Origin of the sequence: Tardiphaga sp. 20_F10_N6_6 (assembly GCF_052076045.1) — a bacterium.
GTDB classification, from domain to species: Bacteria; Pseudomonadota; Alphaproteobacteria; order Rhizobiales; family Xanthobacteraceae; genus Tardiphaga; species Tardiphaga robiniae.
The window spans coordinates 916,832-935,894 of the sequence record NZ_CP197239.1 but is presented as its reverse complement, the minus strand read 5'-3'; the positions used below and the strand labels follow the sequence as shown (position 1 = coordinate 935,894).

Here is a 19,063-nt window from a genome sequence, read left to right as displayed (position 1 = left end):
CTCACGACTTGCCGCCATCAATTACCGTGAACAGCTTGCGGCGCTGAGGGGCGGTCGGGACCGGTGCAAGGGGCTGCGTAGCAAGCGCGGCGTCGATCAGGTCGCCAATCGCCCAAGCGCGGTCCACAACGCCTAGGGCCTTCGCTGGCGTCGTCTTGAGTGGTTCATGAACCCGGCACAAGTTGTAATGCGCAACGTACAGGGCAACCGCTGCGACGTGGTTATCCAGCTTCTTGGAAAAGCCGTTGGTCAGACGGGTGAAGCGGTGCGATCCAATGCGGAGCGAGAGGTTCTGGCGCTCCACGCAGCTAGTCGAGACATACTGCTCGGGATCGCCCGACATTACCTCACGGCTTACAGCTACTACAGCGGCGGCCGAGTACCGGGTGACAGCATCCTTGGCCAGATGCGTTACGCTGTACGTCTTTCCGATCACGCCATGGGACGCGCCGTCGCGGATCGCCGCGCGGTAGGGGCGGAGACCATCGGTGCTAATCTCTGGCGGCCAATCACCCGGCCGCGCAGATCGTGCAGAAAGTCCATGTGCTGTCGGTGTTACGCTTGCCGACACCCCAGCTGATGATGGCCTTCTGCGATCCGGCCTTGCCGAGGAAAACGTACTGGTCGCCCTTGGCGTGGATCTCGTTCTTTTTGACGTTTTTCTGCTTCTTGCCGACGAAGAGCATGCCTCGTCCAATTCCAGGCGCTCCGTGCGGACGCCAACCGTCAGGTGGTCGTGCAGCTCCATGCAGCCAACGCCGACGCGGAGCATTGGCGCCGTGAACAAGGCGAGAACAAATGTCTTTTGAAAACGTCCAACAAAACGTCCAACATGAATGCTCGTCGCTGCGAAGTTCATTGATTTAATTGATGAATTTTTGGGGGAATGCGGCTTTGGCGCTCCCTAGCGGAATCGAACCGCTCTCTCCACCGTGAAAGGGTGGCGTCCTAACCGATAGACGAAGGGAGCAAAAAACCCCGGCCGATCCAGCGGCCCGAAATCAGGCCAAGGATACCGCGGTTCTGCACGGCTATTTCTAAAATCGCCGCAACATCAAAGCTTTAGGGCTGATCTATCGCGGGCGGCACCGACCGAAAGCAAATCAGTTTGGTGCCAGCGGCCGAACGTATAGTGACGTTTGTTCGGGTCGGCAAGTGGGCGGTGAGGGGATCAGGTGGATGATCCCCATGCGCGGCGCACGGACCTTGTGCACAGGACATTTCGAACTCTTCTGCACCTCTCAACGGTTCTTAAAGCATGCAGGCTTAAGGCTCTCTCCCGGGGGCGTGGAGTGATGCGATGGCAGTGACGAAAAAACGCGACACACGCCGATCCGTACACCAGGCCGCATGGATCACGCTGGACGGTGGATTCGCGGCCCGGCAATGCAATGTGCTGGATCTCTCGGCCTCCGGCGCGAAAGTCGTCGTTGACGATCCCACGTCGGTCCCCAACAAGATGAAGCTGGCCTTCTCGCGCGACGCACGCACCGGGCGTACGTGTGAAGTGGTCTGGCGCCGCGGTAAGACGCTGGGCGTTCGCTTCATCGCATAGGGCTGCACCATCGTGCGCCCCGATATCGTCATTCCCGTATTGATGGGCTGCGCGCTGCTGTGGTGGATCGGCCGTGGTATGAACTGGTCCACGCGCCTTATCGTGACCGCGATCACGCTGGTGGTGATCATGGGCATCCTGCTGCTCGAACGCTCGCTGAACTAACGTTCAAGCGAACGCCTGCGCTCAGGAGAGCGGCGGCGCGACATAGGTCTGGAAGCCCGGCCGTACCGAGATCGCCTGATACCAGCGTTGCAGATGCGGAAGTGCAGGGCGGATGACGCCCTCGACGCCGAACCATCGCCGCGCATAGCAACCGATGGCGATATCGGCGAGGCTGAAATCGTCGCCTTCCATCCAGGTTTGACGGGAAAGTTGCCGGTCGACCATCTCCCACAGCGCCGCATTGGCATCCGCGGCCTTCTGCAGCGCGGCCATGTCGCGGTCGGCGACGGGCGTCCGCACCAGTCCCCAAAACAACGGGCGCTCGGCCGGCTGCAGCGTCGTCAGTGTCCAGTCGAGCCAGCGCTCCATCCCGGCGCGCACTTTTGGCGTGGATGGGTAGAGCGTCGATGTAGCGCCATAGGCCAGGGCGATATAGCGCATGATGGAATTGGATTCCCACAGCACGAAATCGCCTTGCACCAATGTGGGGACGCGGCCGTTGGGATTCATCGCCAGATAGTCGGCCTCGCTGTTGCGGCCAAACTGCATGCCGGCATCAATGCGCTCATAGGCGACGTCGAGTTCATGGCAGCACCACAGAACCTTTTGCACATTGACGGAATTGGCGCGGCCCCAGATCTGCAGGGATGGAGTGGGAGTCTGTGGCACGATGAACCTCGCTGGCGAATAAGCGCCGCAGGTTTAGCCAGCAACGCGCCGCCATCGCAAGGCCGGTCTCGTGCTGACCTCTCACAAAGGAGCGAGCCCGCAAACAAAACAGGCCCCGCGTGAGCGAGGCCTGTTCATGGGTTCAGCTTGGGAGGCGTCAGCGACCGAAGAAGAGCCACAGCAGAATGATCACCGGAATCGGTACACCCAGCAGCCAGAGCAGAATTCCACGTCCCATTGTCTCAGCCTCCATGAAATCAGTATCGCATCAACAACGCGGCACTGCTCATGGCGTTCCACCGCTGCACCTGCAGCGATGCGTTTTGTGAGTTACCAATGTCCGGTGTTGGGCATTGACGACCATGGCTCCTGCGGCGGCAGTGCGTCGCCTTTCTGCAGCAGCTCGATGGAATGCAGATCGGGCGATCGCACGAACGCCATCTGGCCATCGCGCGGCGGACGATTGATGGTGATGCCGAGCTTCATCAACCGGTCGCAGGTCGCATAGATGTCGTCAACCTCATAAGCGAGATGACCGAAATAGCGATCCTCGCCATATTTCTCTTCGTCCCAGTTGTAAGTGAGTTCGACCAGCGGCGCGCCTCGTCCCTTGGTCTTGGCAAGTAACGCCTCGTCTTCGGCGGCGCACAAGAACACCAGAGTGAATTTCGCCTTGTCGTTGTCGACCCGGCGGACTTCCTTGAGCCCGAGCGCATCGGCATAGAATTTCAGGGCCGCATCCAGATTGCGGACGCGCAGCATGGTGTGAAGGTAGCGCATTGGGATTGTCTCCATGGGATCGACACAAGCGTGCAACCACTAGGGCAGCGGCGCTTGCCATAGCAGCTAAACAAGACAAATGGCAGATGTCGTCTTGAGAAAGAGGGCGCACCATCTGAATTGTGAAGAGCGTTGCCCTCAGGCGCTGACATCCACGATGGCGGGCGTATCGATTTCCCGCTTGTGCCAGACGGTCAAATCCTTGCGCGGCTTCTCCCACGCATATTCGTCACCGCTTTTTTGCAAATGCTGAATGGCCGCCACATGGGCGTCATCGGCGCTCTTGGCTTCCACGACGATCTCCACGGATTCCTCGACGGAGCGAACGACGACGACGCTAAAAAATTTCCTTGCCATGCGGGCATAACCGGCAGCGCAAGGCTACGTTCCCGGTGACGATGTATTAAGCCGTGACCGCAGCATTTTATCGGGAACGCTGCCGTAATGGGTAATCTCGAACCGTGCGGGATTAGGTCGGGACGATGCTGAAATGATGATCATCGATCTTCTCCCGCGTGATGTCGACGATGGCGCCAGGAAACCGAACCGCCTTGCCCGACGAATCGAGCGTGCACTTGCCGCGCGCATAGACCCAATGCGTGTCGCCGTGAGAGACGACGCGATATTCACGGGAGAACACCTGACCGGTCGTCAGTGAGCGAGTGATAGCGGCGGCGACATCATCGATGTCGTCCGGATGAATGGCATCCAGCCAGTCTTGCAACGGCGTGCCCCGCGAGGCCAAATCCGCATTGACGCCGAACAGACGGGCGAATTTGCTGTCTGCATAGACGCGGTCATTGGCGATGTCCCAGTCCCAGGTGCCGACCAATCGATCCTGGATACTGGAATCGCCTTCATGATGACGCACGCCGCTCTGGGCGGCTTCGAGCGAAGCCATCCGCAGGATCTGCGCGAGAACTGTGTGATGGCCCGCCTGCGCCGAGATGGCGAGCTCCCTGCAGATCTCCGAGATGGGCCGACCGACAATCATCACCGCTCCCGGAACTTATTGGCCAACTGACCGTAATATTGCGTATATTGATGGGCATTCAATTCAACGTACAGGGAAAAGGTTCCGAAACCTTTTTGTACAACTTGGGAGTGTTACTCGTGTGGCGGTTTGGAAGGGCTTCGGACGAGGAGGCCTTAAAAATGGTTGTGACTTACCTCACCATTAACGAGCCGGAGCGCCGTCGCGAAATATTCGAACTCGCTGAGAAGTATGCGAAGGAGACCTGCACTCCGCCGATTTCGCAGGACAACGTCGATAAGAAGTAACAGGCAGAGGAAGTAACGAACCAGGCAGGAGCGCTTCACGATGCGGCCTGTAGTTTAGTTTGATCGCGGGAGCGCCGTTAACAGTCCACAACGGCTTCGTTAAAATCCGATCGGCCAAGTAACCTTCATCGGTTAGGTTAAAACCAGAGTATGATTGCGCGGAAATAAGAGTGAGCTATTCATTTCCCATCGAGGGAGTGACCATGTCCGCTTCGTTTCACAATGCCGACAAGCCGACGCATCGACGGGTGATGCTCGTGGGATTTCTGTTCTGCGCAGCCTTTGTCGCGGTGAGCTTCTTCGCCCGGCCGCAGCCGGCAACGGACCATGTCCTGCTGAAAGCCGACAAGCTCACTCGCACCGCCGGCCAGCCCGTGGCTGCCAACTAGCCAAGCAAACCATCAACGCTGGCTTGGCGTGGTGTTTGGGGTGAAGGGTACGATCACGCGTACGGGCTCTGGCAATGCGGGTCGCTCATAGGCGACATGCTGGGCGCCTTTATTGGCAACAGCGGGTGTCGGCTTGAGGAGCCACGGTACGAAGGCGATCATTCCGCAGACAAGCGCGACCGCGCTGAGCAGGAATACACTATTATCTTCTTCTCTCGGTCCCATGCCATGGAAACACCGCACTGCGGCGTTCGTTCCAATGAGCTATGCGACCGCATGCAAGCGGCGAGGGAAGACTATGAGAATTGTCGCTGTTGGACTGCTGATCGCTGTCATACCGCTGCAGGCCTTCGCTGCGGCGTCAAAGAAGCCAGTGGCAACGAAGCAGAGCATGAAGCCGGCACTGCGAAAACCAAATATCTGTGCGCAATACGGTGCCGGATTCCTGCAGGTTGAGGGGACGTCGACCTGCATCAGGGTCGGCGGGAGCGTCGGCATTGGTGGGGGTGTTTCGCACTAGAGCGTGGATCGCCGCGGACTGCTGGCTACCTCAGACCTTCTTGTCGAGCTCAACCGGCGCCTCCGGCGGCTCGTGATGGTCGTCATAAGCCCGTTTCGCCTGCAACTGGTCCCATGCTCCCGTGCGCAATGACAGCCGACCGTAAGGCGGCGGGTTCGGCCTCAGTTCGACGGTTTGAACGACAAGGGCTGTGGACATCATCTCCCATAATGCCGCGGGTGCGATTGGGTTCTCCGAGCTCTGGAAGTGCAGTTAAAGCCGGGTTGGCGGAATCTCCGGCATTTGAACAATTACTTGTGTGGCAGGTGAGCGGCGCCCGGAACAAGTCACAGTCGTGCATGTTTTGCACTCACCAAACGGCATATGGGACACCTTGCGTGGACGAAGATTTCAATGACGCCGGCGAGCAGCTCGCCATTTATATCAACCAGTTAATTGAAGAGGCCGACGACGATGGACGACCGGAAGAACAAGGGTCAGCCGGATCGCAGCAAGATCAACATGCACGAGGCGCATGAGGTGAAATACTGGACCCATCAGCTCGGCGTTTCCCGCGAGCAGCTGCAGGCGGCGGTGGAGAAAGTTGGCAATGCGGCTGCGGCAGTGCGCAAGGAACTGGCGCACTAGAGCCGATGCATCGAACTGGGTGAACAAACAAGAACGGCACCCGATCAGGTGCCGTTCTGCTGTGTGGTATCTCCCGGGCGTCAGATGCCCATGGGAACGCCGTAGTAATCGTTCACCGCGCGGGCCTGCGATGTGTCAGCCCAGTTCCAACTATTGTCGTTGCCGTATTTGGGAGCGTTCTCCAGCTGCTGCTGCGTTACGCCAGTGCGATAACCGCCCAGTGCGGTATCATATTTCAGCGACTGCCAGGGCAGGGGATAGTGATCGTCGCCGATGCCGAGAAAGCCGCCAAAGCTGAGCACAGCGTAGGACACCCGGCCACTCTTCTTGTCGATCATCACGCGCTCGATTGAACCGATCTTCTGGTCGTCAGCGCCGAACACTGCGGTGCCTTCGACCTTGTCGCTGCCAATCAGGTTACCTTGTTCACTTGCTTCGATGGGCATGTAGAGCCTCCCTTTTGGTTGTGTCTGGCCAACAGGTAAAAGGGAGAAACGTTCCTACGTCGTTGCCCTGCAAATGTTTTGGGACGCCCAGCGTCGTCAGCGACTGGCCACGAGACGCAGGCGCGGCTTCAGCGTATTTTGCAAGTCGTCAGCAAGCTTGAGGACCCGCGGATCGCTGGAGCGGGCTGCGCAGGTTGAGAACTGATTGACTGAGCGGACAAGAGCCTCGCGTTCCTCGCGCGTACGCGTGACATGCGGACTCGATAGGCGCAGCACCATCTGGCCAAGGCCGACGAGCAATTCATCGAGCGCCTTGTCGATCTTTGCGATCTGTTCAATCATCGCCATTACTCCACTGCTCGCACGTGTGTCCGTGCGACACCGCGTACATTCATGGAGAGGAAAGCGTCGGCTTTGCGAGCCGTTCCGATAACCGGCCCCTCATGGTGAATGAAACGTGAAGGCGATATGGGGCGCGTTAAGGCTTCACCCCGAGCTAATCGGCGCCTTGTCGCGGGGGAGCGCAGCCAAGCGACGCGTATAGGGTGACGGTTTCATTTTGCGATGCGTCACGGGAATCATCTTGTCGCGTCCGTTGTGTTCGTCGAAAGCGCGAAGCCGCTCTCGGATGAATTCGGGGTGCGCCGCGTGAAAGGCCTGAAGCTGGCGTGCGAGCTGCGCACGGCGATAGCGAATGGGCATCATGACGCACCTCCGGTCTGGAACCCGAGCGGTGAAATCTTACAGGCCCTGAAACCAACAAAAAAGCTTGGCGTTATTTGGCCAGTGGTGAACAGAAAGGGTATCACATGAAAAAAGCAGCATTGATCCTGGCCACTGTCGCAGCCATCGGCACGACCGCCATGACGGCGCCGGCTGAAGCGCGCGGATGGGGTAGAGGTTGGGGACCGGGTCCCGCAATCGGCTTTGGTATTGCCGCAGGTGCGCTGGCCGCGGGGGCCTATGGTGCGTACGGACCGTACGGATACGGATATGGCCCACGCTATTATGGCTACGGTCCCGGCTACGGCTATTACCGACCGCGCTATTACCGTCCGGCCTATTATGGCGGTTACTATGGTCCCGGCCCCTATGCCTATGGTGGGCCGCGCTACTATCGTAGCTACGGCTATTGGTAGGGGCTGAACAATATCAGGGCCCGGAGCATTGCTTCGGGCCCTGTGCGTTGCACTCGCTGTGACTCCCGACCAATAAAAAGCCAGCCAGATAATGGCGGGCTTTTTATTGGTCGCTGCTGCGAGCAGATCGTAGCTAGTGCCGCACGCGGCGGTCCTGACGGGGCGTCACGAACTCGTTCCAGTCGGTGGCCCGTACCTTTTCGATCGTGGTCTCGTAATAGTCTTCACGTTCGCGCTGGAACTTCGCCTGCTTCTCGCGAAATTCTGCCACCCGGCGTTCCATGTCGGCGCGTGCCGCTGAAATTCTTTCTTCGTTCATTCTCTTCTCTTCGTTTCGCTCCTCAAGAGAGCATCAATGCCGAATGCGGCATCAATCCGATCTTTGCAAGGCGACCGGTGGATAAGTCGCAGCGCGCGACGCTCACGCAAGCTGAGATCTCCCGCACCGAATCGCCTGCAAAACAAAACCTCGCATCACGGCTGTGAAGCGAGGTTGGATGTTCCAGCGCAGACGTAACGCCGCCGACACCAAAGGGTTCCGTTATTCAGCACTCTCCAATGCGAGCGCCTGTTCGAAATCCCGCATCCGCGCGTTGACCCAGTCTTCGTCCTGACAACTCAACAGCAGCATTTCTCGTTCTGCCTTGCGGCAGAATTCCGGATCCGGATCGATGCTTTTCCAAAGGTCGATACGTGCCTGTAAATCCATGTCAGTCTCCCTGTTTTCCAGCCGCGTATGCCCCGCCAACCCGGCGATTCCTGTGACGTCCCGATAAAACATTGGCGAATGATGTTCTCCATTTGTTCTAGTTCAGGTCAGCCATTCTGTCCATCGGGATCTCGCTGCGGCAGATTGGAATGCACGGAAATTCTGCAGGGGAATGGTGCGATCCGGGGTCCCGATTTTGATCGCGATGGAGAGTGTCATCGTCATCGGCTATAAGGCCGCTCGCTCGGGGCCTTTTGCTTCGGCGTCTGTGAGGAGAGCTGCATGAGCAAGCAGGCAATGCGCGAAGAGGCCGAGCGTCTGATCCGCGAGACTATGGAGCGCCGGGCGCTGGTGGTGAAGCAGGGCGACACACGGATTATGACGACCTGCGGCAAGTGCGGCGCGGCGAACAAGGTCTCGGCGCCAAAGGGTGTCGCGCGGGTGTCTTTCACCTGCAAGGAGTGCGGTCACGAGCAGGTCACGCTCTGACCCTATGCTGAGACCGGAAATCGGCGCGAAAATTGCTTTGTGTTTCGCGGTGGTCCGGGGCAATAATTGCGGTAACGGCTCGGGGAGAGCCGACTGCAAAAATTGAAGGGCGTGAACGATTACCCTTGGACCGGTGCGTATTTGCTGTGTTGGGGACGACCATGCGTTTTTGGGTTTTGGGGACTTTCGGAATTTCTCTGGTGGCGTTGGCCACACCTTCCGCAGCTCAGTCCATTCGGACAGCTGAACCGCTCATCCTGGCGCCTTACGAGAGCGCGCTGGTCCAGGACGGGTCATGTGCCGCTGGCAAGATCTTGAAGGTGACCGGCGCCATTCGTGGCCTGCGCCGCAAGAAGCTGTGCATCCCGCTCAATGAGATCCAGGCCTCGCTGGGCTCGGTGGTTCAGTAGCCGCTCGCGGCAAGGCTTGCTTTGACTGGACGACTTTCCGAGATCGCATCAATCGCCTGTTAACGTTGGAGTGTGCACTCGCTTGGGCTGTACGGGCGACGTGTTACCCTGCCGGCATGATCAGTCTCGTCCCAGTCGCCGTCGTCCTGGCGTCCGAACGCGGCGTCCGGCCGGCGCCGGTGATCGATTCCAGTGACGCTACCCAGCGCGACTATTGGGCCTATCGGCTGAGTGTCTCGCCGACCGAACTGAACGCTGCAATCGAAAAGGTCGGATCGTCGGTCGCCGCCGTGCGGCGACACCTCGGCAAATAACCCGAACCGACAGACCGTCTCCTCACGTTGAAGCCCGCAAGGCGAAAGCCCCGCCGGGGGAGGACGGGGCTTTCTGAAAACAGAGCATCGGGGAAGCTGCTCCGGCTTTACAACCGGTCGCGCCCGGAATCGTTCCGCAGCGTTGTTCGGATACGCGTCTGCATGGCTTCGTAGTAGACGTCGCGCTCGTGGATCATCTGGGCCTGGCGAGCCTTGAACGAAGCAACGCGCTTGAGGATCTCGGCCCGTTCAGATGGGCCCGAATAAAGCGGATCTCTCCGGGCAGGAGATGGCACGTTAGTTGGAACTGCAACAGGAATGTCCTGCGAACTACGCTCCGAGGTTTCAATTGCTGCGTTCGCCGCATGTACAATCAGAGCAGGAGCCATCAAACGATCTGCGTCCACGGTGGCAGGCGAGGTGACGGTTTCCGTTGAATCGGACGCGTGCGACGGCGCGTGGCTCGGCGGTTGCCAGATGTTCAGTCGCTGGGCCGCGACCGGATGCGCGGCGGCGACCTCCTGTACGAATGCGAGCGTCTGCGCGACCAGTCGGTCACGCTCTTCTTTCCAGGATGCCATGACGCGCTTCCCCAATCCCGTATCCATTCTCTGCGAAGCGTGAGCTCGACGTCAATTGAATTGCATCCATCATGATGTCTTCGGTGGATGATCGCGCTGCCGCGCTTGCGGCGCATGGATGTTACCGCTAGTTCGGAACAAACGGAGATTTCCATGGCCAAGATCGATCTGGACTCACTGAGCATCGAGGAACTTGCGGCACTGCGCGATAATGCATCCGACAAGCTGGCGGAGAAAGTTGCTGCACGTCAGGCTGAGCTCGAAGCCGAGCTCGATAGGCTCGCGCAGTACGGCAAGTCCGTGAAGAAGTCTCAGGCAACGCCGGTGGCGAAGCCGAAGAAGGACGATCTGCCGAAGAGCGAGCTCTCCGCCGATGTTTCGCGAGCTGCATAAAGATTTCGCAAATCGGTATTTGACTACTTAAGGGCGGAGCTCATTTTCAGCTTCGCCCCGATATTTGATTTTGATGTGGTGTTTTGACACCGCCCGCATTTCATTTAATTGACGCACGCTGGCGCGTATTTTGCGCGCCTTGGGAAGGAGTGCGGACGCATTTGATCGGAGCTTGTTTATGCCGGCCCTTGATATCAAGTCTCTTTCGGTTCCCGAACTCCTCGCATTGCGGGAGGATATCGACAAGCAACTGCAAGCCCACCGTGCCGAATTGCAGGCGCAACTCGCACAGATCAGAAGCGTCGATGGCAAAACCAGCCGCGTCAAAGGCATCAAGGTTCCGGCGAAGTATCGCCATCCCAAAACGGGAGAGACCTGGACCGGGCGCGGCGGTGTTGCGGGCTGGCTCGCGAAGGAGATCGCCGCCGGTCACAAGCGGGAAGACTTTTTGATCGACAAGCCCGCCAGGAATGGACGCGCCAAAGCGAAATAGATCCTGGAAACGTGGCGACGAAGCAAAACATGCGTTGATCCCGGCATGGCACCGGATCCCGGTCTGCGGCATTGTCGTCGGATCACTTCCTCTCGGACCTTCCAATGATTGCAACTGACCTTCGCACTGGCGTGGATCGTCTTGGCGAGATGATCGCCGAAGCCAGAACCATCGTGCCGTTCACCGGCGCGGGGATCTCGACCGAAACGGGCATTCCCGATTTCCGTTCGCCTGGTGGCTTGTGGACCCGTAACCGGCCAATTCCGTTCGACGAGTTCGTCGCCAGTCAGGATGCGCGCGATGAAGCCTGGCGCCGGCGCTTTGCGATGGAAGAGACATTCGCTGCGGCCAAGCCTGGTCGCGGGCATCGCGCACTCGCCTCGCTCTACAAGGCTGGCAAGATTCCTGCTGTGATCACCCAAAACATCGACAACCTGCATCAAGCGTCCGGCTTCAAGGCTGACGCTGTGATCGAGCTGCACGGCAATACGACCTATGCGCGCTGCATCGGTTGCGCGAGGCGCTATGAGCTCGATTGGGTGAAGAGCAGATTCGATTCCGAAAGACAGGCGCCAGACTGCACGGTATGCGGCGAGCCCGTGAAGGCTGCGACGATCTCATTCGGTCAGGCGATGCCTGAAGATGAGATGCGTCGCGCAGCTGAGCTATCGCAGCACTGCGATCTGTTCATTGCGATTGGATCGTCGCTCGTCGTGTGGCCCGCAGCGGGATTCCCGATGATGGCGAAACATGCCGGTGCACGCCTTGTTATCATCAACAATGAGGCGACCGAGCAGGACGATCACGCTGACCTTGTCATTCGCCATGATATCGGCGAAACGCTCGGACCATTCGTCGGAAATTGATGCGCATCTGATTCGTTTGAGCGCAAGCTGTTCATAGCTGTCACTGTGTTCGTTTTTTGTCTTTGCTGATCAGGCGACAGTGTTATCTTCGAATCGAAAGATTCGCACCGCGCCATCGTGAATTAGCTTCGATGGGGCATGTGAGATGGCGCTGACAGGGCTGACAGCGCAAATGATAGTGGGATCCGGGGCCATGGGGTCGGACGCATTTGAGTCCAAGCGGTTGGGGGGACTGATTCCCGGAGCGGGTGGTCCGCGACCAGGGAATGAGCTTTCAGGCAACGCAAGCCGCGACGCACTCGACCCCTTTGCGGGTGTCGGCGAAGGCAACGCCGTCGATCTCGTCGAGATCAGCGGTGTTATCAAGTGGTTCGATGCTTCCAAGGGTTATGGCTTCATCATTCCTGACAATGGCGCAGCCGACGTGCTCCTGCATGTGACCGTGCTTCGCCGCGACGGCTACCAGACGGCCTATGAAGGTGCCCGTGTGGTCGTTGAATGCACCCAGCGGTCCAAGGGCTATCAGGCTTTCCGCGTTGTTTCGATGGACGAGTCGACTGCCATCCATCCCGCGCAGATGTTGCCGCCGCGCACTCATGTCAGCGTGACGCCTACCAGTGGCCTCGAGCGGGCGCAGGTGAAGTGGTTCAACCGGCTGCGTGGCTTCGGCTTCCTCAGCTGCGGCGAAGGCACGCCGGATATCTTCGTCCACATGGAAACCCTGCGCCGCTTCGGCATGACCGAGCTGCGTCCCGGCCAGTATGTGCTGGTGCGCTTTGGGCCCGGCTCCAAGGGCATGATGGCTGCCGAGATCCAGCCCGAAGGCGGTACGCCGGGTCTTTCGTCGCACTAAGCCGTCTACGGTTTTCCAAGTTTCTTGCGGGTTTCCTGCCAGCCTTACCGTCCGAGGGCCATCACGCGGCTGTGCATCACGACCGTCTGGCGCTGGCACGCGTCGTCAGGCTAGGGTCGCGCCGCCCGGCGTCGTGACCGGGCTCTTTGCGTGGATTGCCCTTCATGAGTCTGTTTCGCTTCGCCGCCCGCTGCCGCCTCTCGATGCTGGCGGTGATCGCCGCTCTGGCCCTTGTCGGCCCTTACAAGCCAGCCGCAGCCGCCGAATTCCAGCCGCTCGAAATCGTCACCAAGTCAGGTGTGCGGATGTTCTCCGTCGAAATCGCCAAGACCGACGAGGAGCGGGCGACCGGTCTGATGTACCGCAAGGAGCTCGCGGACGGCCGCGGCATGCTGTTCGACTTCACGCCGGAGCAGCAGGTCTCCATGTGGATGAAGAACACCTTCGTTTCGCTCGACATGGTCTTCATTACCGGCGACGGCCGGGTGCTCCGGATCGCGGAGAATACCGAGCCACAATCCCTCAAGATCATTTCATCGGGAGGCCCCGCACGGGCTGTTCTCGAAGTGGTCGCAGGCACCGCCAAAAAATATGGAATCGCGCCCGGGGACCAGGTGGTCCATCCGCTGTTCAAGAAGCGCTAAGTCATTGAATATAATGGGGGATGGTCGGGGCACTAGGATTCGAACCTAGGACCTGCGGTACCCAAAACCGCCGCGCTACCAGGCTGCGCTATACCCCGACGATGCGGTGTCGATACACGCTTAGGCCGGGGGCAGCAAGGCATCTGCCGGCGATTTCTCGCCTGTCCCGCACCATGTTCGACAACGGGTCTATTCTGCGGCTTTCGACGGCGATGCCTGCTGTTCTGACGTTGCTGGAGCTGCCGGCTTCGGCAACGGCTTGTCCTGCTTCTTCGACCACGAGATGTAATAGGCCACGCCGGTCATGATGCCGATGCCGGCGGCGCTGACGAATATTTGCGCCAGCAGCGAGCCCGACGACATCATCAGCTGGAAGTGGCCGACGAAGGACAGGAACACGCCGACGCAGAATACGGCGAGCGACTGCTGGCCGCATTTGATGAGCGGCTGAAACACCGGCCACTCCAGGCCTTTCCATTCCTTCGGCACGAAGCGGGTGACGAAGAAGGCGATGATCACGAAATGCAGCACGCGATAGGGCGCGAGGTTGGTCTTGTCGTTTGGATTGAACGCGTCGAACAACCAGTCCGGCATGATCATGTGGCCGGTGTCCGGGAAGCGACCGGCCATGGTCATGACAAGCGAGAACAAGAGATAGGCGATGCCAAAATACAGCAGCACCTTGGAGCGGATCACCGAGCGTGACTCGAGCGCGCCGCCGAGCGCGAACCAGGCGCCGAACACAAACAGTAATTGCCAGGTGAACGGGTTGAAGTACCAGACGCCGTAGGGATAGGCGGGCAGATTCCAGCCGAACTGGCGTGCCGCGAAATACAGCGCCAGCGACGCCAGCATCGTCAGATCCGGCTTGCGCAGCATCATCCACAGCACCGGCGGGAACAGGCCCATCAGCACAATATAGAGTGGCAGCACGTCGAGATTGAGCGGCTTGAACTTGAGCAGCAGACCTTGCGTCAGCGTCTGGATCGGATTGTCGACCAGACCGGCAACGTTGAACTCGTTGATGATGTCGGGGTCGTTATAGCGCTGCGCCACATAGCCGATGGCGGCGATGTAGATCACGAACAGGATAACGTGGGCGACATAGAGCTGCCAGACCCGCTTGGTGAGGCGCGTAGCGCCGACGATGAAGCCGCGCTCCAGCATCATCTTGGCGTAGACGAAGGACGCCGTGTAGCCGGAGATGAAGACGAACAGGTCGGCGGCGTCGGAGAAGCCATAGTTCCGGGTGGTGACCCAGTTCACCACATTGTCGGGGATGTGATCGAGGTAGATCGCCCAGTTGGCGATACCGCGGAACAGGTCCAGCCGAAGGTCTCGGCCTTTGGGGGGAAGGATGGCGTGAATATCCATGGGTGCCGCTTCAGGAGCCCTTCGTGATGCCGAATTGCGAGATCAGATAGACCGCTTCGTGCCCCGATTGTCACGACGCCGTGGAACGAATATACACAATAACGAAGCCGCCAAACGACGGAATCACGGATCAAATTCGTGACAATTGGATATACCAGCCCCGCCGTTTTCACCAATTTGTCGCAGTGTCGCAGCTGACCAAGGCCGATCCCGAGACGCTAATCCCGAGACGAAGGCCCATCCTTAAAAGGCTATCGCATTCCATGACCGCACGTATCTTCAAAGCCCCCAAGAATGCCATGCAGGCAGGCCTCGCCAAGACCAAGGACTGGCAGCTCGATTATGAGCCGGAGCAGGCGCGGGTGATCGAGCCCCTGATGGGCTGGACGTCGTCCGGTGACATGAAGCAGCAGCTGTCCATCCACTTCGACAGCAAGGAAGAGGCGGTCGCCTACTGCGAGCGCGAAGGCATTGCCTATCAGGTGATCGAGCCCAAGGTGCGTGCGCCCCGGACCATCGCCTATGCCGACAATTTTGCGTTCCGCCGCTCGGAGCCATGGTCGCACTGACGACCGGTTTGCGGGCAAATCAGCCTCCGTAACGCTCCAAATCTCACCCTGACCAGCACCGAAAGTTAGGGTTGCGTCCCGCCACGACGGGGTGACACCATCATGGCAGGCCCGTTGCCGGGCCGCCGTGCAAACAAGAAACAGACCCTGCAGGAAACGGAAGCCGATGTCGCTTCGCTCCACGATCGATCCCACCTCGGCCGAGTTCAAACGCAATGTCGATGTGATGAAGGCGCAGGTTGCCGAGCTCAAGGACAAGCTCGGTGCGGTCGCCGGGGGCGGCGGCAAGGCGTCCCGCGCCAAGCACACCGCGCGCGGCAAGATGCTGGCCCGCGAGCGTGTCGATCTGATGATCGATCCCGGCACGGCCTTCCTCGAACTCTCGCCATTGGCCGCCAACGGCCTCTATGGCGGCGATGTCCATTCCGCCAGCGTTATCACTGGCGTCGGCCGGGTGTCGGGCAGGGAGTGCATGATCGTCGCCAATGATGCGACCATCAAGGGCGGCACTTACTATCCGATGACGGTGAAGAAGCATCTGCGCGCGCAGGACATCGCGCGGCAGAACAATCTGCCGTGTATCTATATGGTGGACTCCGGCGGTGCGTTCTTGCCGCAGCAGGACGACATCTTTCCGGATGAGCGCCATTTCGGCCGCATCTTCTACAATCAGGCGCAGATGTCGGCGCAGGGCATTCCGCAGATTGCTGTCGTGATGGGCTCGTGCACTGCCGGCGGCGCTTATATGCCGGCGATGTCCGACGAGAGCATCATCGTGCGCAATCAGGGCACGATCTTCCTCGGCGGTCCGCCGCTGGTGAAAGCAGCAACCGGGGAGGTGGTCACCGCGGAAGAGCTCGGCGGTGCCGACGTCCATTCACGACAATCGGGCGTCACCGATCACTATGCGCAGAACGATGGTCACGCCATCGGCATCGCGCGAAAAATCGTCGCGACACTGAAGCCACCACAGCGGGCCACACTGAACATGCAGGCGCCCCGCGATCCTGTATACGCGGCTGAAGAACTCTACGGTGTCATTCCTGCCGACGCGCGCAAGCCGTTCGACATGCACGACATCATCGCGCGCATTGTCGACGGCTCCGAATTCGACGAATTCAAGAAGCTCTACGGCACGACTCTAATCTGCGGCTTCGCGCATATCTGGGGCTTCCCGGTCGGCATCATCGCTAACAACGGCATCCTGTTCAGCGAGAGCTCGCTGAAGGGCGCGCATTTCATCGAGCTCTGCTGCCAGCGCAACATCCCGCTGGTGTTCCTGCAGAACATCACCGGCTTCATGGTCGGCAAGAAATACGAAGCCGGCGGCATTGCGCGCGATGGCGCCAAACTGGTGACAGCTGTCGCCACGGCCAACGTCCCGAAATTCACCGTGGTGGTCGGCGGCTCCTATGGCGCCGGCAATTACGGCATGTGCGGCCGCGCCTACAGCCCGCGCTTTCTGTGGATGTGGCCCAATGCCCGTATCTCGGTGATGGGCGGTGAGCAGGCAGCGATGGTGCTGAGTCAGCTGCGCCGCGACAATATCGAAGCCAAGGGCGGCACCTGGTCGACCGAAGAGGAGGAAGCGTTTCGCAAGCCGACACGCGACCAGTTCGAGACCCAGGGCAGCCCGTATTACGCAACGGCGCGCCTCTGGGATGATGGCGTGATCGATCCCGCAGATACGCGCCTGGTGCTCGGACTTGGTTTGTCAGCATCGGCCAATGCGCCGATCGAGCCGACGCGCTTCGGCCTGTTCAGGATGTGATGATGGCCAAAGCCGAAATCTCAAAAGCTTTATATCGCCGCTTTCGCACGCTCCTGATCGCCAATCGCGGCGAGATAGCCTGTCGCGTCATCCGTACCGCGCGGGCCATGGGCTTGCGCACCGTCGCGGTCTATTCCGAGGCAGATGCCAATGCGCTGCATGTCGCGGAAGCCGACGAGGCCGTGTTGATCGGCCCGGCGCGTGCGCGCGACAGCTATCTCAATATCGAGCGCATTCTCGAAGCTGCAAAGAAGACCGGCGCCGAGGCGATCCATCCCGGCTACGGCTTTCTCTCCGAGAGCGCCGAGTTCGCGCAGGCTTGTGCCGATGCCGGCCTGATCTTCGTTGGACCTACTGCGGAGATGATCACTGCGATGGGCTCGAAGTCGGGCTCCAAGGCGCTGATGGAGAAGGCTGGCGTGCCGCTGGTGCCGGGCTTCCATGGCGAAGCGCAGGACGACGCGACATTGGCCAAGGCAGCCGACAAGATCGGCTTCCCGGTTCTGGTGAAGGCCTCAGCGGGCGGCGGCGGGCGTGGCATGCGCGTGGTGCGCTCGGCTGTTGAACTGGCTCCGGCCATCGTCAGCGCCAAGCGCGAAGCCAAAGCAGCGTTCGGCGACGACCGCATGCTGATCGAAAAGTATGTCGACAATCCCCGCCACATCGAGGTGCAGATCGTCGGCGACAGCCACGGTAATCTGGTCTCGCTGTTCGAGCGCGAATGTACGTTGCAGCGACGGCATCAGAAGGTGATCGAAGAGGCGCCGTCGCCGACGTTGAACGGCGCGCAGCGTGAGGCGGTTTGCGCGGCTGCACGCAAGGCCGCAGGCGCGGTGAACTATGTCGGCGCCGGCACTATCGAATTCGTCTCTGACGGCAAGGACGTGTTCTTCATTGAGATGAACACGCGCCTGCAGGTCGAGCATCCCGTCACTGAACTGATCACCGGCATTGATCTGGTCGAATGGCAGCTCCGCGTGGCGTTCGGCGAAAAGCTGCCGCTGTCGCAGGACCAGATCAAACTCAACGGCCACGCCATCGAGGCGCGGGTGTACGCCGAGAACCCGCACAAGAATTTCATGCCGTCGGTCGGCAGGATCCGCACCTGGCGCACGCCCGCTGAGACGAACGGCTTGCGCATTGATGCTGGCTATCGCGAGGGCGATGCGGTGTCGCCGAACTACGACGCCATGCTCGCCAAGGTGATCGCCTGGGCGCCGACGCGCGATGCGGCGATCAACCGGCTCAATCGTGGGCTGGAAGAAACTGATATTCGCGGCATCGTCACCAACACGCCGTTCCTGTCGGCGCTTGTGACGCATCCGGATGTGCGTGCCAACACCATCGACACCGGCTTTATCGAGCGTGAATTAAAAGTGTTGACGCCGGACTCGGCGGTGCCCGGCGATCTCGAACTATGCGCGGCCGTCGCCGCCATTGTCTCGAGCGAAGAGCAGGCAGCACGGGCCGCCGGTGCCTCGCCCTGGCTGACGGCTGGCTGGATGCCGGTCGGGCGTCGCCAGCGGGTGTTCAAATTCAAGCATGGTTCGGACGAGCAGCGCGTGACGTTGAATTACGGCAGCGGTCCTGCAACGATTTCGATCGGCACTCGCGAACTGGGGTTTGAGACGGCTGCGGCCGATGACGGGCATTTCGATCTGACACTGGACGGAGCACGCTCGCACATCGTTTCGGTGATCGAGGGCCACGAACTCTACCTGCGTACGCGTCACGGCCGTTTCGACATGCATTGGGTCGATCCGTTCGGCGGCGACGATGAAGAGCAAGTCGGCGAGGACAAGATCGTTGCGCCGTTGCCGGGCACTGTGGTGGCGCTGCTGGCCGAGGAGGGCGCGACCCTTGAGAAGGGCGCGGCCATCCTGACCTTGGAAGTCATGAAGATGGAGCAGACCTTGCGCGCGCCGTTCGCAGGCGTGCTCAAGCGCATCAAGTGCAAGGTTGGCGATATCGTTGGAGAAGGCGTCGAGCTTGCGGAAGTCGAGCCGAGCGCCTGATCTTCTGAAAG

Annotated in this window: 30 protein-coding genes and 2 tRNA genes; 17 read left to right on the top strand and 15 right to left on the bottom strand. The window is 59.9% G+C overall.

Annotated elements, in window-relative coordinates:
* Position 1: 1 nt before the first annotated feature.
* The 3 genes from AB7813_RS04440 to AB7813_RS04430 all read right to left on the bottom strand — a co-directional run bounded on the left by AB7813_RS04440 (position 2) and on the right by AB7813_RS04430 (position 970).
* A complete protein-coding gene (locus AB7813_RS04440) occupies positions 2-343 on the bottom strand; it encodes a hypothetical protein (RefSeq protein ID WP_439083428.1) in 342 nt (113 codons plus the stop codon).
* Positions 344-509: 166 nt separating this feature from the next.
* Positions 510-686: a hypothetical protein gene (locus AB7813_RS04435; protein WP_439083429.1), complete on the bottom strand. Its 177-nt coding sequence runs from the start codon at positions 684-686 to the stop codon at positions 510-512.
* A gap of 209 nt (positions 687-895) precedes the next feature.
* Positions 896-970 (bottom strand) — tRNA-Glu (locus AB7813_RS04430).
* 330 nt (positions 971-1,300) lie between these two features.
* On the opposite strand from AB7813_RS04430, the gene AB7813_RS04425 reads away from it, so the two are divergent.
* Both AB7813_RS04425 and AB7813_RS04420 read left to right on the top strand, forming a co-directional pair.
* The gene (locus AB7813_RS04425; RefSeq protein ID WP_175368958.1) at positions 1,301-1,555 is read left to right on the top strand and encodes a PilZ domain-containing protein; all 255 of its coding nucleotides are present in this window, start codon (positions 1,301-1,303) and stop codon (positions 1,553-1,555) included.
* 12 nt (positions 1,556-1,567) lie between these two features.
* On the top strand, positions 1,568-1,720 hold the full coding sequence (locus tag AB7813_RS04420) for a hypothetical protein (RefSeq protein ID WP_439063923.1): 153 nt from the start codon (positions 1,568-1,570) through the stop codon (positions 1,718-1,720).
* Positions 1,721-1,741: 21 nt separating this feature from the next.
* On the opposite strand, the gene AB7813_RS04415 is transcribed toward AB7813_RS04420, so the two are convergent.
* The 4 genes from AB7813_RS04415 to AB7813_RS04400 all read right to left on the bottom strand — a co-directional run bounded on the left by AB7813_RS04415 (position 1,742) and on the right by AB7813_RS04400 (position 4,163).
* A complete protein-coding gene (locus AB7813_RS04415) occupies positions 1,742-2,389 on the bottom strand; it encodes a glutathione S-transferase family protein (RefSeq protein WP_338117612.1) in 648 nt (215 codons plus the stop codon).
* A gap of 330 nt (positions 2,390-2,719) precedes the next feature.
* Entirely contained in the window at positions 2,720-3,169 is a 450-nt protein-coding gene (locus tag AB7813_RS04410) for a VOC family protein (RefSeq protein WP_089264233.1), read from the bottom strand.
* Positions 3,170-3,307: 138 nt separating this feature from the next.
* On the bottom strand, positions 3,308-3,475 hold the full coding sequence (locus AB7813_RS04405; RefSeq protein WP_244628521.1) for a hypothetical protein: 168 nt from the start codon (positions 3,473-3,475) through the stop codon (positions 3,308-3,310).
* 163 nt (positions 3,476-3,638) lie between these two features.
* Positions 3,639-4,163, bottom strand: coding sequence for a PAS domain-containing protein (locus tag AB7813_RS04400; protein WP_175368960.1), 525 nt, complete (start codon positions 4,161-4,163; stop codon positions 3,639-3,641).
* 161 nt (positions 4,164-4,324) lie between these two features.
* Between AB7813_RS04400 and AB7813_RS04395 the strand changes: the two genes are divergently transcribed.
* Both AB7813_RS04395 and AB7813_RS04390 read left to right on the top strand, forming a co-directional pair.
* Entirely contained in the window at positions 4,325-4,450 is a 126-nt protein-coding gene (locus AB7813_RS04395; protein WP_256461297.1) for a hypothetical protein, read from the top strand.
* 203 nt (positions 4,451-4,653) lie between these two features.
* The gene (locus AB7813_RS04390; RefSeq protein ID WP_116662218.1) at positions 4,654-4,839 is read left to right on the top strand and encodes a hypothetical protein; all 186 of its coding nucleotides are present in this window, start codon (positions 4,654-4,656) and stop codon (positions 4,837-4,839) included.
* A 550-nt stretch (positions 4,840-5,389) separates the two neighbouring features.
* Here the strand turns inward: AB7813_RS04390 and AB7813_RS04385 are convergent.
* A complete protein-coding gene (locus AB7813_RS04385) occupies positions 5,390-5,557 on the bottom strand; it encodes a hypothetical protein (RefSeq protein ID WP_170849665.1) in 168 nt (55 codons plus the stop codon).
* Between the two features lie 255 nt (positions 5,558-5,812).
* Here AB7813_RS04385 and AB7813_RS04380 point away from each other — a divergent pair, with 255 nt between their 5' ends.
* The gene (locus tag AB7813_RS04380) at positions 5,813-5,986 is read left to right on the top strand and encodes a DUF3606 domain-containing protein (RefSeq protein ID WP_081422012.1); all 174 of its coding nucleotides are present in this window, start codon (positions 5,813-5,815) and stop codon (positions 5,984-5,986) included.
* An 80-nt stretch (positions 5,987-6,066) separates the two neighbouring features.
* Here the strand turns inward: AB7813_RS04380 and AB7813_RS04375 are convergent, their stop codons facing one another.
* Together AB7813_RS04375 and AB7813_RS04370 are read right to left on the bottom strand one after the other, a co-directional pair.
* Positions 6,067-6,432 (bottom strand): PRC-barrel domain-containing protein, encoded by a 366-nt coding sequence (locus AB7813_RS04375; RefSeq protein WP_175368961.1) that lies wholly within the window; start codon positions 6,430-6,432, stop codon positions 6,067-6,069.
* 96 nt (positions 6,433-6,528) lie between these two features.
* Positions 6,529-6,774 carry a hypothetical protein gene (locus AB7813_RS04370; RefSeq protein WP_081422011.1) on the bottom strand — a complete coding sequence of 82 codons (246 nt, stop codon included), beginning with the start codon at positions 6,772-6,774 and terminating at the stop codon, positions 6,529-6,531.
* A gap of 467 nt (positions 6,775-7,241) precedes the next feature.
* On the opposite strand from AB7813_RS04370, the gene AB7813_RS04365 reads away from it, so the two are divergent.
* Positions 7,242-7,571: a hypothetical protein gene (locus AB7813_RS04365; RefSeq protein ID WP_184516805.1), complete on the top strand. Its 330-nt coding sequence runs from the start codon at positions 7,242-7,244 to the stop codon at positions 7,569-7,571.
* A 133-nt stretch (positions 7,572-7,704) separates the two neighbouring features.
* Here the strand turns inward: AB7813_RS04365 and AB7813_RS04360 are convergent, their stop codons facing one another.
* Positions 7,705-7,890, bottom strand: coding sequence for a hypothetical protein (locus tag AB7813_RS04360; protein ID WP_184516802.1), 186 nt, complete (start codon positions 7,888-7,890; stop codon positions 7,705-7,707).
* 222 nt (positions 7,891-8,112) lie between these two features.
* A complete protein-coding gene (locus AB7813_RS04355) occupies positions 8,113-8,280 on the bottom strand; it encodes a hypothetical protein (protein ID WP_158550333.1) in 168 nt (55 codons plus the stop codon).
* A 282-nt stretch (positions 8,281-8,562) separates the two neighbouring features.
* Between AB7813_RS04355 and AB7813_RS04350 the strand changes: the two genes are divergently transcribed.
* From AB7813_RS04350 to AB7813_RS04340, 3 genes are all read left to right on the top strand, one after another.
* The gene (locus AB7813_RS04350; protein ID WP_439063922.1) at positions 8,563-8,769 is read left to right on the top strand and encodes a hypothetical protein; all 207 of its coding nucleotides are present in this window, start codon (positions 8,563-8,565) and stop codon (positions 8,767-8,769) included.
* A 161-nt stretch (positions 8,770-8,930) separates the two neighbouring features.
* Positions 8,931-9,179: a DUF6719 family protein gene (locus tag AB7813_RS04345; RefSeq protein WP_139212548.1), complete on the top strand. Its 249-nt coding sequence runs from the start codon at positions 8,931-8,933 to the stop codon at positions 9,177-9,179.
* A gap of 116 nt (positions 9,180-9,295) precedes the next feature.
* A complete protein-coding gene (locus AB7813_RS04340) occupies positions 9,296-9,493 on the top strand; it encodes a DUF3606 domain-containing protein (RefSeq protein WP_089264248.1) in 198 nt (65 codons plus the stop codon).
* Positions 9,494-9,600: 107 nt separating this feature from the next.
* On the opposite strand, the gene AB7813_RS04335 is transcribed toward AB7813_RS04340, so the two are convergent.
* On the bottom strand, positions 9,601-10,074 hold the full coding sequence (locus tag AB7813_RS04335; RefSeq protein WP_439063921.1) for a hypothetical protein: 474 nt from the start codon (positions 10,072-10,074) through the stop codon (positions 9,601-9,603).
* A gap of 153 nt (positions 10,075-10,227) precedes the next feature.
* On the opposite strand from AB7813_RS04335, the gene AB7813_RS04330 reads away from it, so the two are divergent.
* The 5 genes from AB7813_RS04330 to AB7813_RS04310 all read left to right on the top strand — a co-directional run bounded on the left by AB7813_RS04330 (position 10,228) and on the right by AB7813_RS04310 (position 13,323).
* Entirely contained in the window at positions 10,228-10,467 is a 240-nt protein-coding gene (locus AB7813_RS04330) for a hypothetical protein (RefSeq protein WP_439083430.1), read from the top strand.
* Positions 10,468-10,645: 178 nt separating this feature from the next.
* Complete coding sequence (locus AB7813_RS04325; RefSeq protein WP_093758516.1) at positions 10,646-10,960, top strand: H-NS histone family protein; 315 nt, start codon at positions 10,646-10,648, stop codon at positions 10,958-10,960.
* 104 nt (positions 10,961-11,064) lie between these two features.
* Positions 11,065-11,826 carry an SIR2 family NAD-dependent protein deacylase gene (locus AB7813_RS04320; RefSeq protein ID WP_089264251.1) on the top strand — a complete coding sequence of 254 codons (762 nt, stop codon included), beginning with the start codon at positions 11,065-11,067 and terminating at the stop codon, positions 11,824-11,826.
* A 193-nt stretch (positions 11,827-12,019) separates the two neighbouring features.
* The gene (locus AB7813_RS04315; protein WP_170849667.1) at positions 12,020-12,679 is read left to right on the top strand and encodes a cold-shock protein; all 660 of its coding nucleotides are present in this window, start codon (positions 12,020-12,022) and stop codon (positions 12,677-12,679) included.
* Between the two features lie 164 nt (positions 12,680-12,843).
* Complete coding sequence (locus AB7813_RS04310) at positions 12,844-13,323, top strand: DUF192 domain-containing protein (RefSeq protein ID WP_093758517.1); 480 nt, start codon at positions 12,844-12,846, stop codon at positions 13,321-13,323.
* Positions 13,324-13,344: 21 nt separating this feature from the next.
* Here the strand turns inward: AB7813_RS04310 and AB7813_RS04305 are convergent.
* A tRNA-Pro gene (locus tag AB7813_RS04305) sits at positions 13,345-13,421 on the bottom strand.
* Between the two features lie 91 nt (positions 13,422-13,512).
* Complete coding sequence (locus AB7813_RS04300) at positions 13,513-14,697, bottom strand: OpgC domain-containing protein (protein WP_093758518.1); 1,185 nt, start codon at positions 14,695-14,697, stop codon at positions 13,513-13,515.
* A gap of 263 nt (positions 14,698-14,960) precedes the next feature.
* On the opposite strand from AB7813_RS04300, the gene AB7813_RS04295 reads away from it, so the two are divergent.
* The 3 genes from AB7813_RS04295 to AB7813_RS04285 all read left to right on the top strand — a co-directional run bounded on the left by AB7813_RS04295 (position 14,961) and on the right by AB7813_RS04285 (position 19,052).
* Positions 14,961-15,266, top strand: a complete 306-nt coding sequence (locus tag AB7813_RS04295) for an ETC complex I subunit (RefSeq protein WP_089264254.1) — start codon at positions 14,961-14,963, stop codon at positions 15,264-15,266.
* 166 nt (positions 15,267-15,432) lie between these two features.
* Positions 15,433-17,037: a carboxyl transferase domain-containing protein gene (locus tag AB7813_RS04290; RefSeq protein ID WP_089264255.1), complete on the top strand. Its 1,605-nt coding sequence runs from the start codon at positions 15,433-15,435 to the stop codon at positions 17,035-17,037.
* A gap of 2 nt (positions 17,038-17,039) precedes the next feature.
* On the top strand, positions 17,040-19,052 hold the full coding sequence (locus AB7813_RS04285; RefSeq protein ID WP_093759094.1) for an acetyl/propionyl/methylcrotonyl-CoA carboxylase subunit alpha: 2,013 nt from the start codon (positions 17,040-17,042) through the stop codon (positions 19,050-19,052).
* Positions 19,053-19,063 lie beyond the last annotated feature (11 nt).

What these genes read in the sequence shown, in the direction of transcription:
- AB7813_RS04345 (WP_139212548.1), top strand. Translation starts at nt 8,931, where the DNA reads ATGCGTTTTTGGGTTTTGGGGACTTTCGGAATTTCTCTGGTGGCGTTG.
- AB7813_RS04315 (WP_170849667.1), top strand. Translation starts at nt 12,020, where the DNA reads ATGGGGTCGGACGCATTTGAGTCCAAGCGGTTGGGGGGACTGATTCCC.
- AB7813_RS04355 (WP_158550333.1), bottom strand. Translation starts at nt 8,280, where the DNA reads ATGGATTTACAGGCACGTATCGACCTTTGGAAAAGCATCGATCCGGAT.
- AB7813_RS04375 (WP_175368961.1), bottom strand. Translation starts at nt 6,432, where the DNA reads ATGCCCATCGAAGCAAGTGAACAAGGTAACCTGATTGGCAGCGACAAG.
- AB7813_RS04360 (WP_184516802.1), bottom strand. Translation starts at nt 7,890, where the DNA reads ATGAACGAAGAAAGAATTTCAGCGGCACGCGCCGACATGGAACGCCGG.
- AB7813_RS04410 (WP_089264233.1), bottom strand. Translation starts at nt 3,169, where the DNA reads ATGCGCTACCTTCACACCATGCTGCGCGTCCGCAATCTGGATGCGGCC.
- AB7813_RS04390 (WP_116662218.1), top strand. Translation starts at nt 4,654, where the DNA reads ATGTCCGCTTCGTTTCACAATGCCGACAAGCCGACGCATCGACGGGTG.
- AB7813_RS04325 (WP_093758516.1), top strand. Translation starts at nt 10,646, where the DNA reads ATGCCGGCCCTTGATATCAAGTCTCTTTCGGTTCCCGAACTCCTCGCA.
- AB7813_RS04395 (WP_256461297.1), top strand. Translation starts at nt 4,325, where the DNA reads ATGGTTGTGACTTACCTCACCATTAACGAGCCGGAGCGCCGTCGCGAA.
- AB7813_RS04365 (WP_184516805.1), top strand. Translation starts at nt 7,242, where the DNA reads ATGAAAAAAGCAGCATTGATCCTGGCCACTGTCGCAGCCATCGGCACG.
- AB7813_RS04295 (WP_089264254.1), top strand. Translation starts at nt 14,961, where the DNA reads ATGACCGCACGTATCTTCAAAGCCCCCAAGAATGCCATGCAGGCAGGC.
- AB7813_RS04290 (WP_089264255.1), top strand. Translation starts at nt 15,433, where the DNA reads ATGTCGCTTCGCTCCACGATCGATCCCACCTCGGCCGAGTTCAAACGC.
- AB7813_RS04370 (WP_081422011.1), bottom strand. Translation starts at nt 6,774, where the DNA reads ATGATTGAACAGATCGCAAAGATCGACAAGGCGCTCGATGAATTGCTC.
- AB7813_RS04320 (WP_089264251.1), top strand. Translation starts at nt 11,065, where the DNA reads ATGATTGCAACTGACCTTCGCACTGGCGTGGATCGTCTTGGCGAGATG.
- AB7813_RS04335 (WP_439063921.1), bottom strand. Translation starts at nt 10,074, where the DNA reads ATGGCATCCTGGAAAGAAGAGCGTGACCGACTGGTCGCGCAGACGCTC.
- AB7813_RS04330 (WP_439083430.1), top strand. Translation starts at nt 10,228, where the DNA reads ATGGCCAAGATCGATCTGGACTCACTGAGCATCGAGGAACTTGCGGCA.
- AB7813_RS04300 (WP_093758518.1), bottom strand. Translation starts at nt 14,697, where the DNA reads ATGGATATTCACGCCATCCTTCCCCCCAAAGGCCGAGACCTTCGGCTG.
- AB7813_RS04440 (WP_439083428.1), bottom strand. Translation starts at nt 343, where the DNA reads ATGTCGGGCGATCCCGAGCAGTATGTCTCGACTAGCTGCGTGGAGCGC.
- AB7813_RS04380 (WP_081422012.1), top strand. Translation starts at nt 5,813, where the DNA reads ATGGACGACCGGAAGAACAAGGGTCAGCCGGATCGCAGCAAGATCAAC.
- AB7813_RS04385 (WP_170849665.1), bottom strand. Translation starts at nt 5,557, where the DNA reads ATGTCCACAGCCCTTGTCGTTCAAACCGTCGAACTGAGGCCGAACCCG.
- AB7813_RS04310 (WP_093758517.1), top strand. Translation starts at nt 12,844, where the DNA reads ATGAGTCTGTTTCGCTTCGCCGCCCGCTGCCGCCTCTCGATGCTGGCG.
- AB7813_RS04285 (WP_093759094.1), top strand. Translation starts at nt 17,040, where the DNA reads ATGGCCAAAGCCGAAATCTCAAAAGCTTTATATCGCCGCTTTCGCACG.
- AB7813_RS04340 (WP_089264248.1), top strand. Translation starts at nt 9,296, where the DNA reads ATGATCAGTCTCGTCCCAGTCGCCGTCGTCCTGGCGTCCGAACGCGGC.
- AB7813_RS04350 (WP_439063922.1), top strand. Translation starts at nt 8,563, where the DNA reads ATGAGCAAGCAGGCAATGCGCGAAGAGGCCGAGCGTCTGATCCGCGAG.
- AB7813_RS04435 (WP_439083429.1), bottom strand. Translation starts at nt 686, where the DNA reads ATGCTCTTCGTCGGCAAGAAGCAGAAAAACGTCAAAAAGAACGAGATC.
- AB7813_RS04400 (WP_175368960.1), bottom strand. Translation starts at nt 4,163, where the DNA reads ATGATTGTCGGTCGGCCCATCTCGGAGATCTGCAGGGAGCTCGCCATC.
- AB7813_RS04425 (WP_175368958.1), top strand. Translation starts at nt 1,301, where the DNA reads ATGGCAGTGACGAAAAAACGCGACACACGCCGATCCGTACACCAGGCC.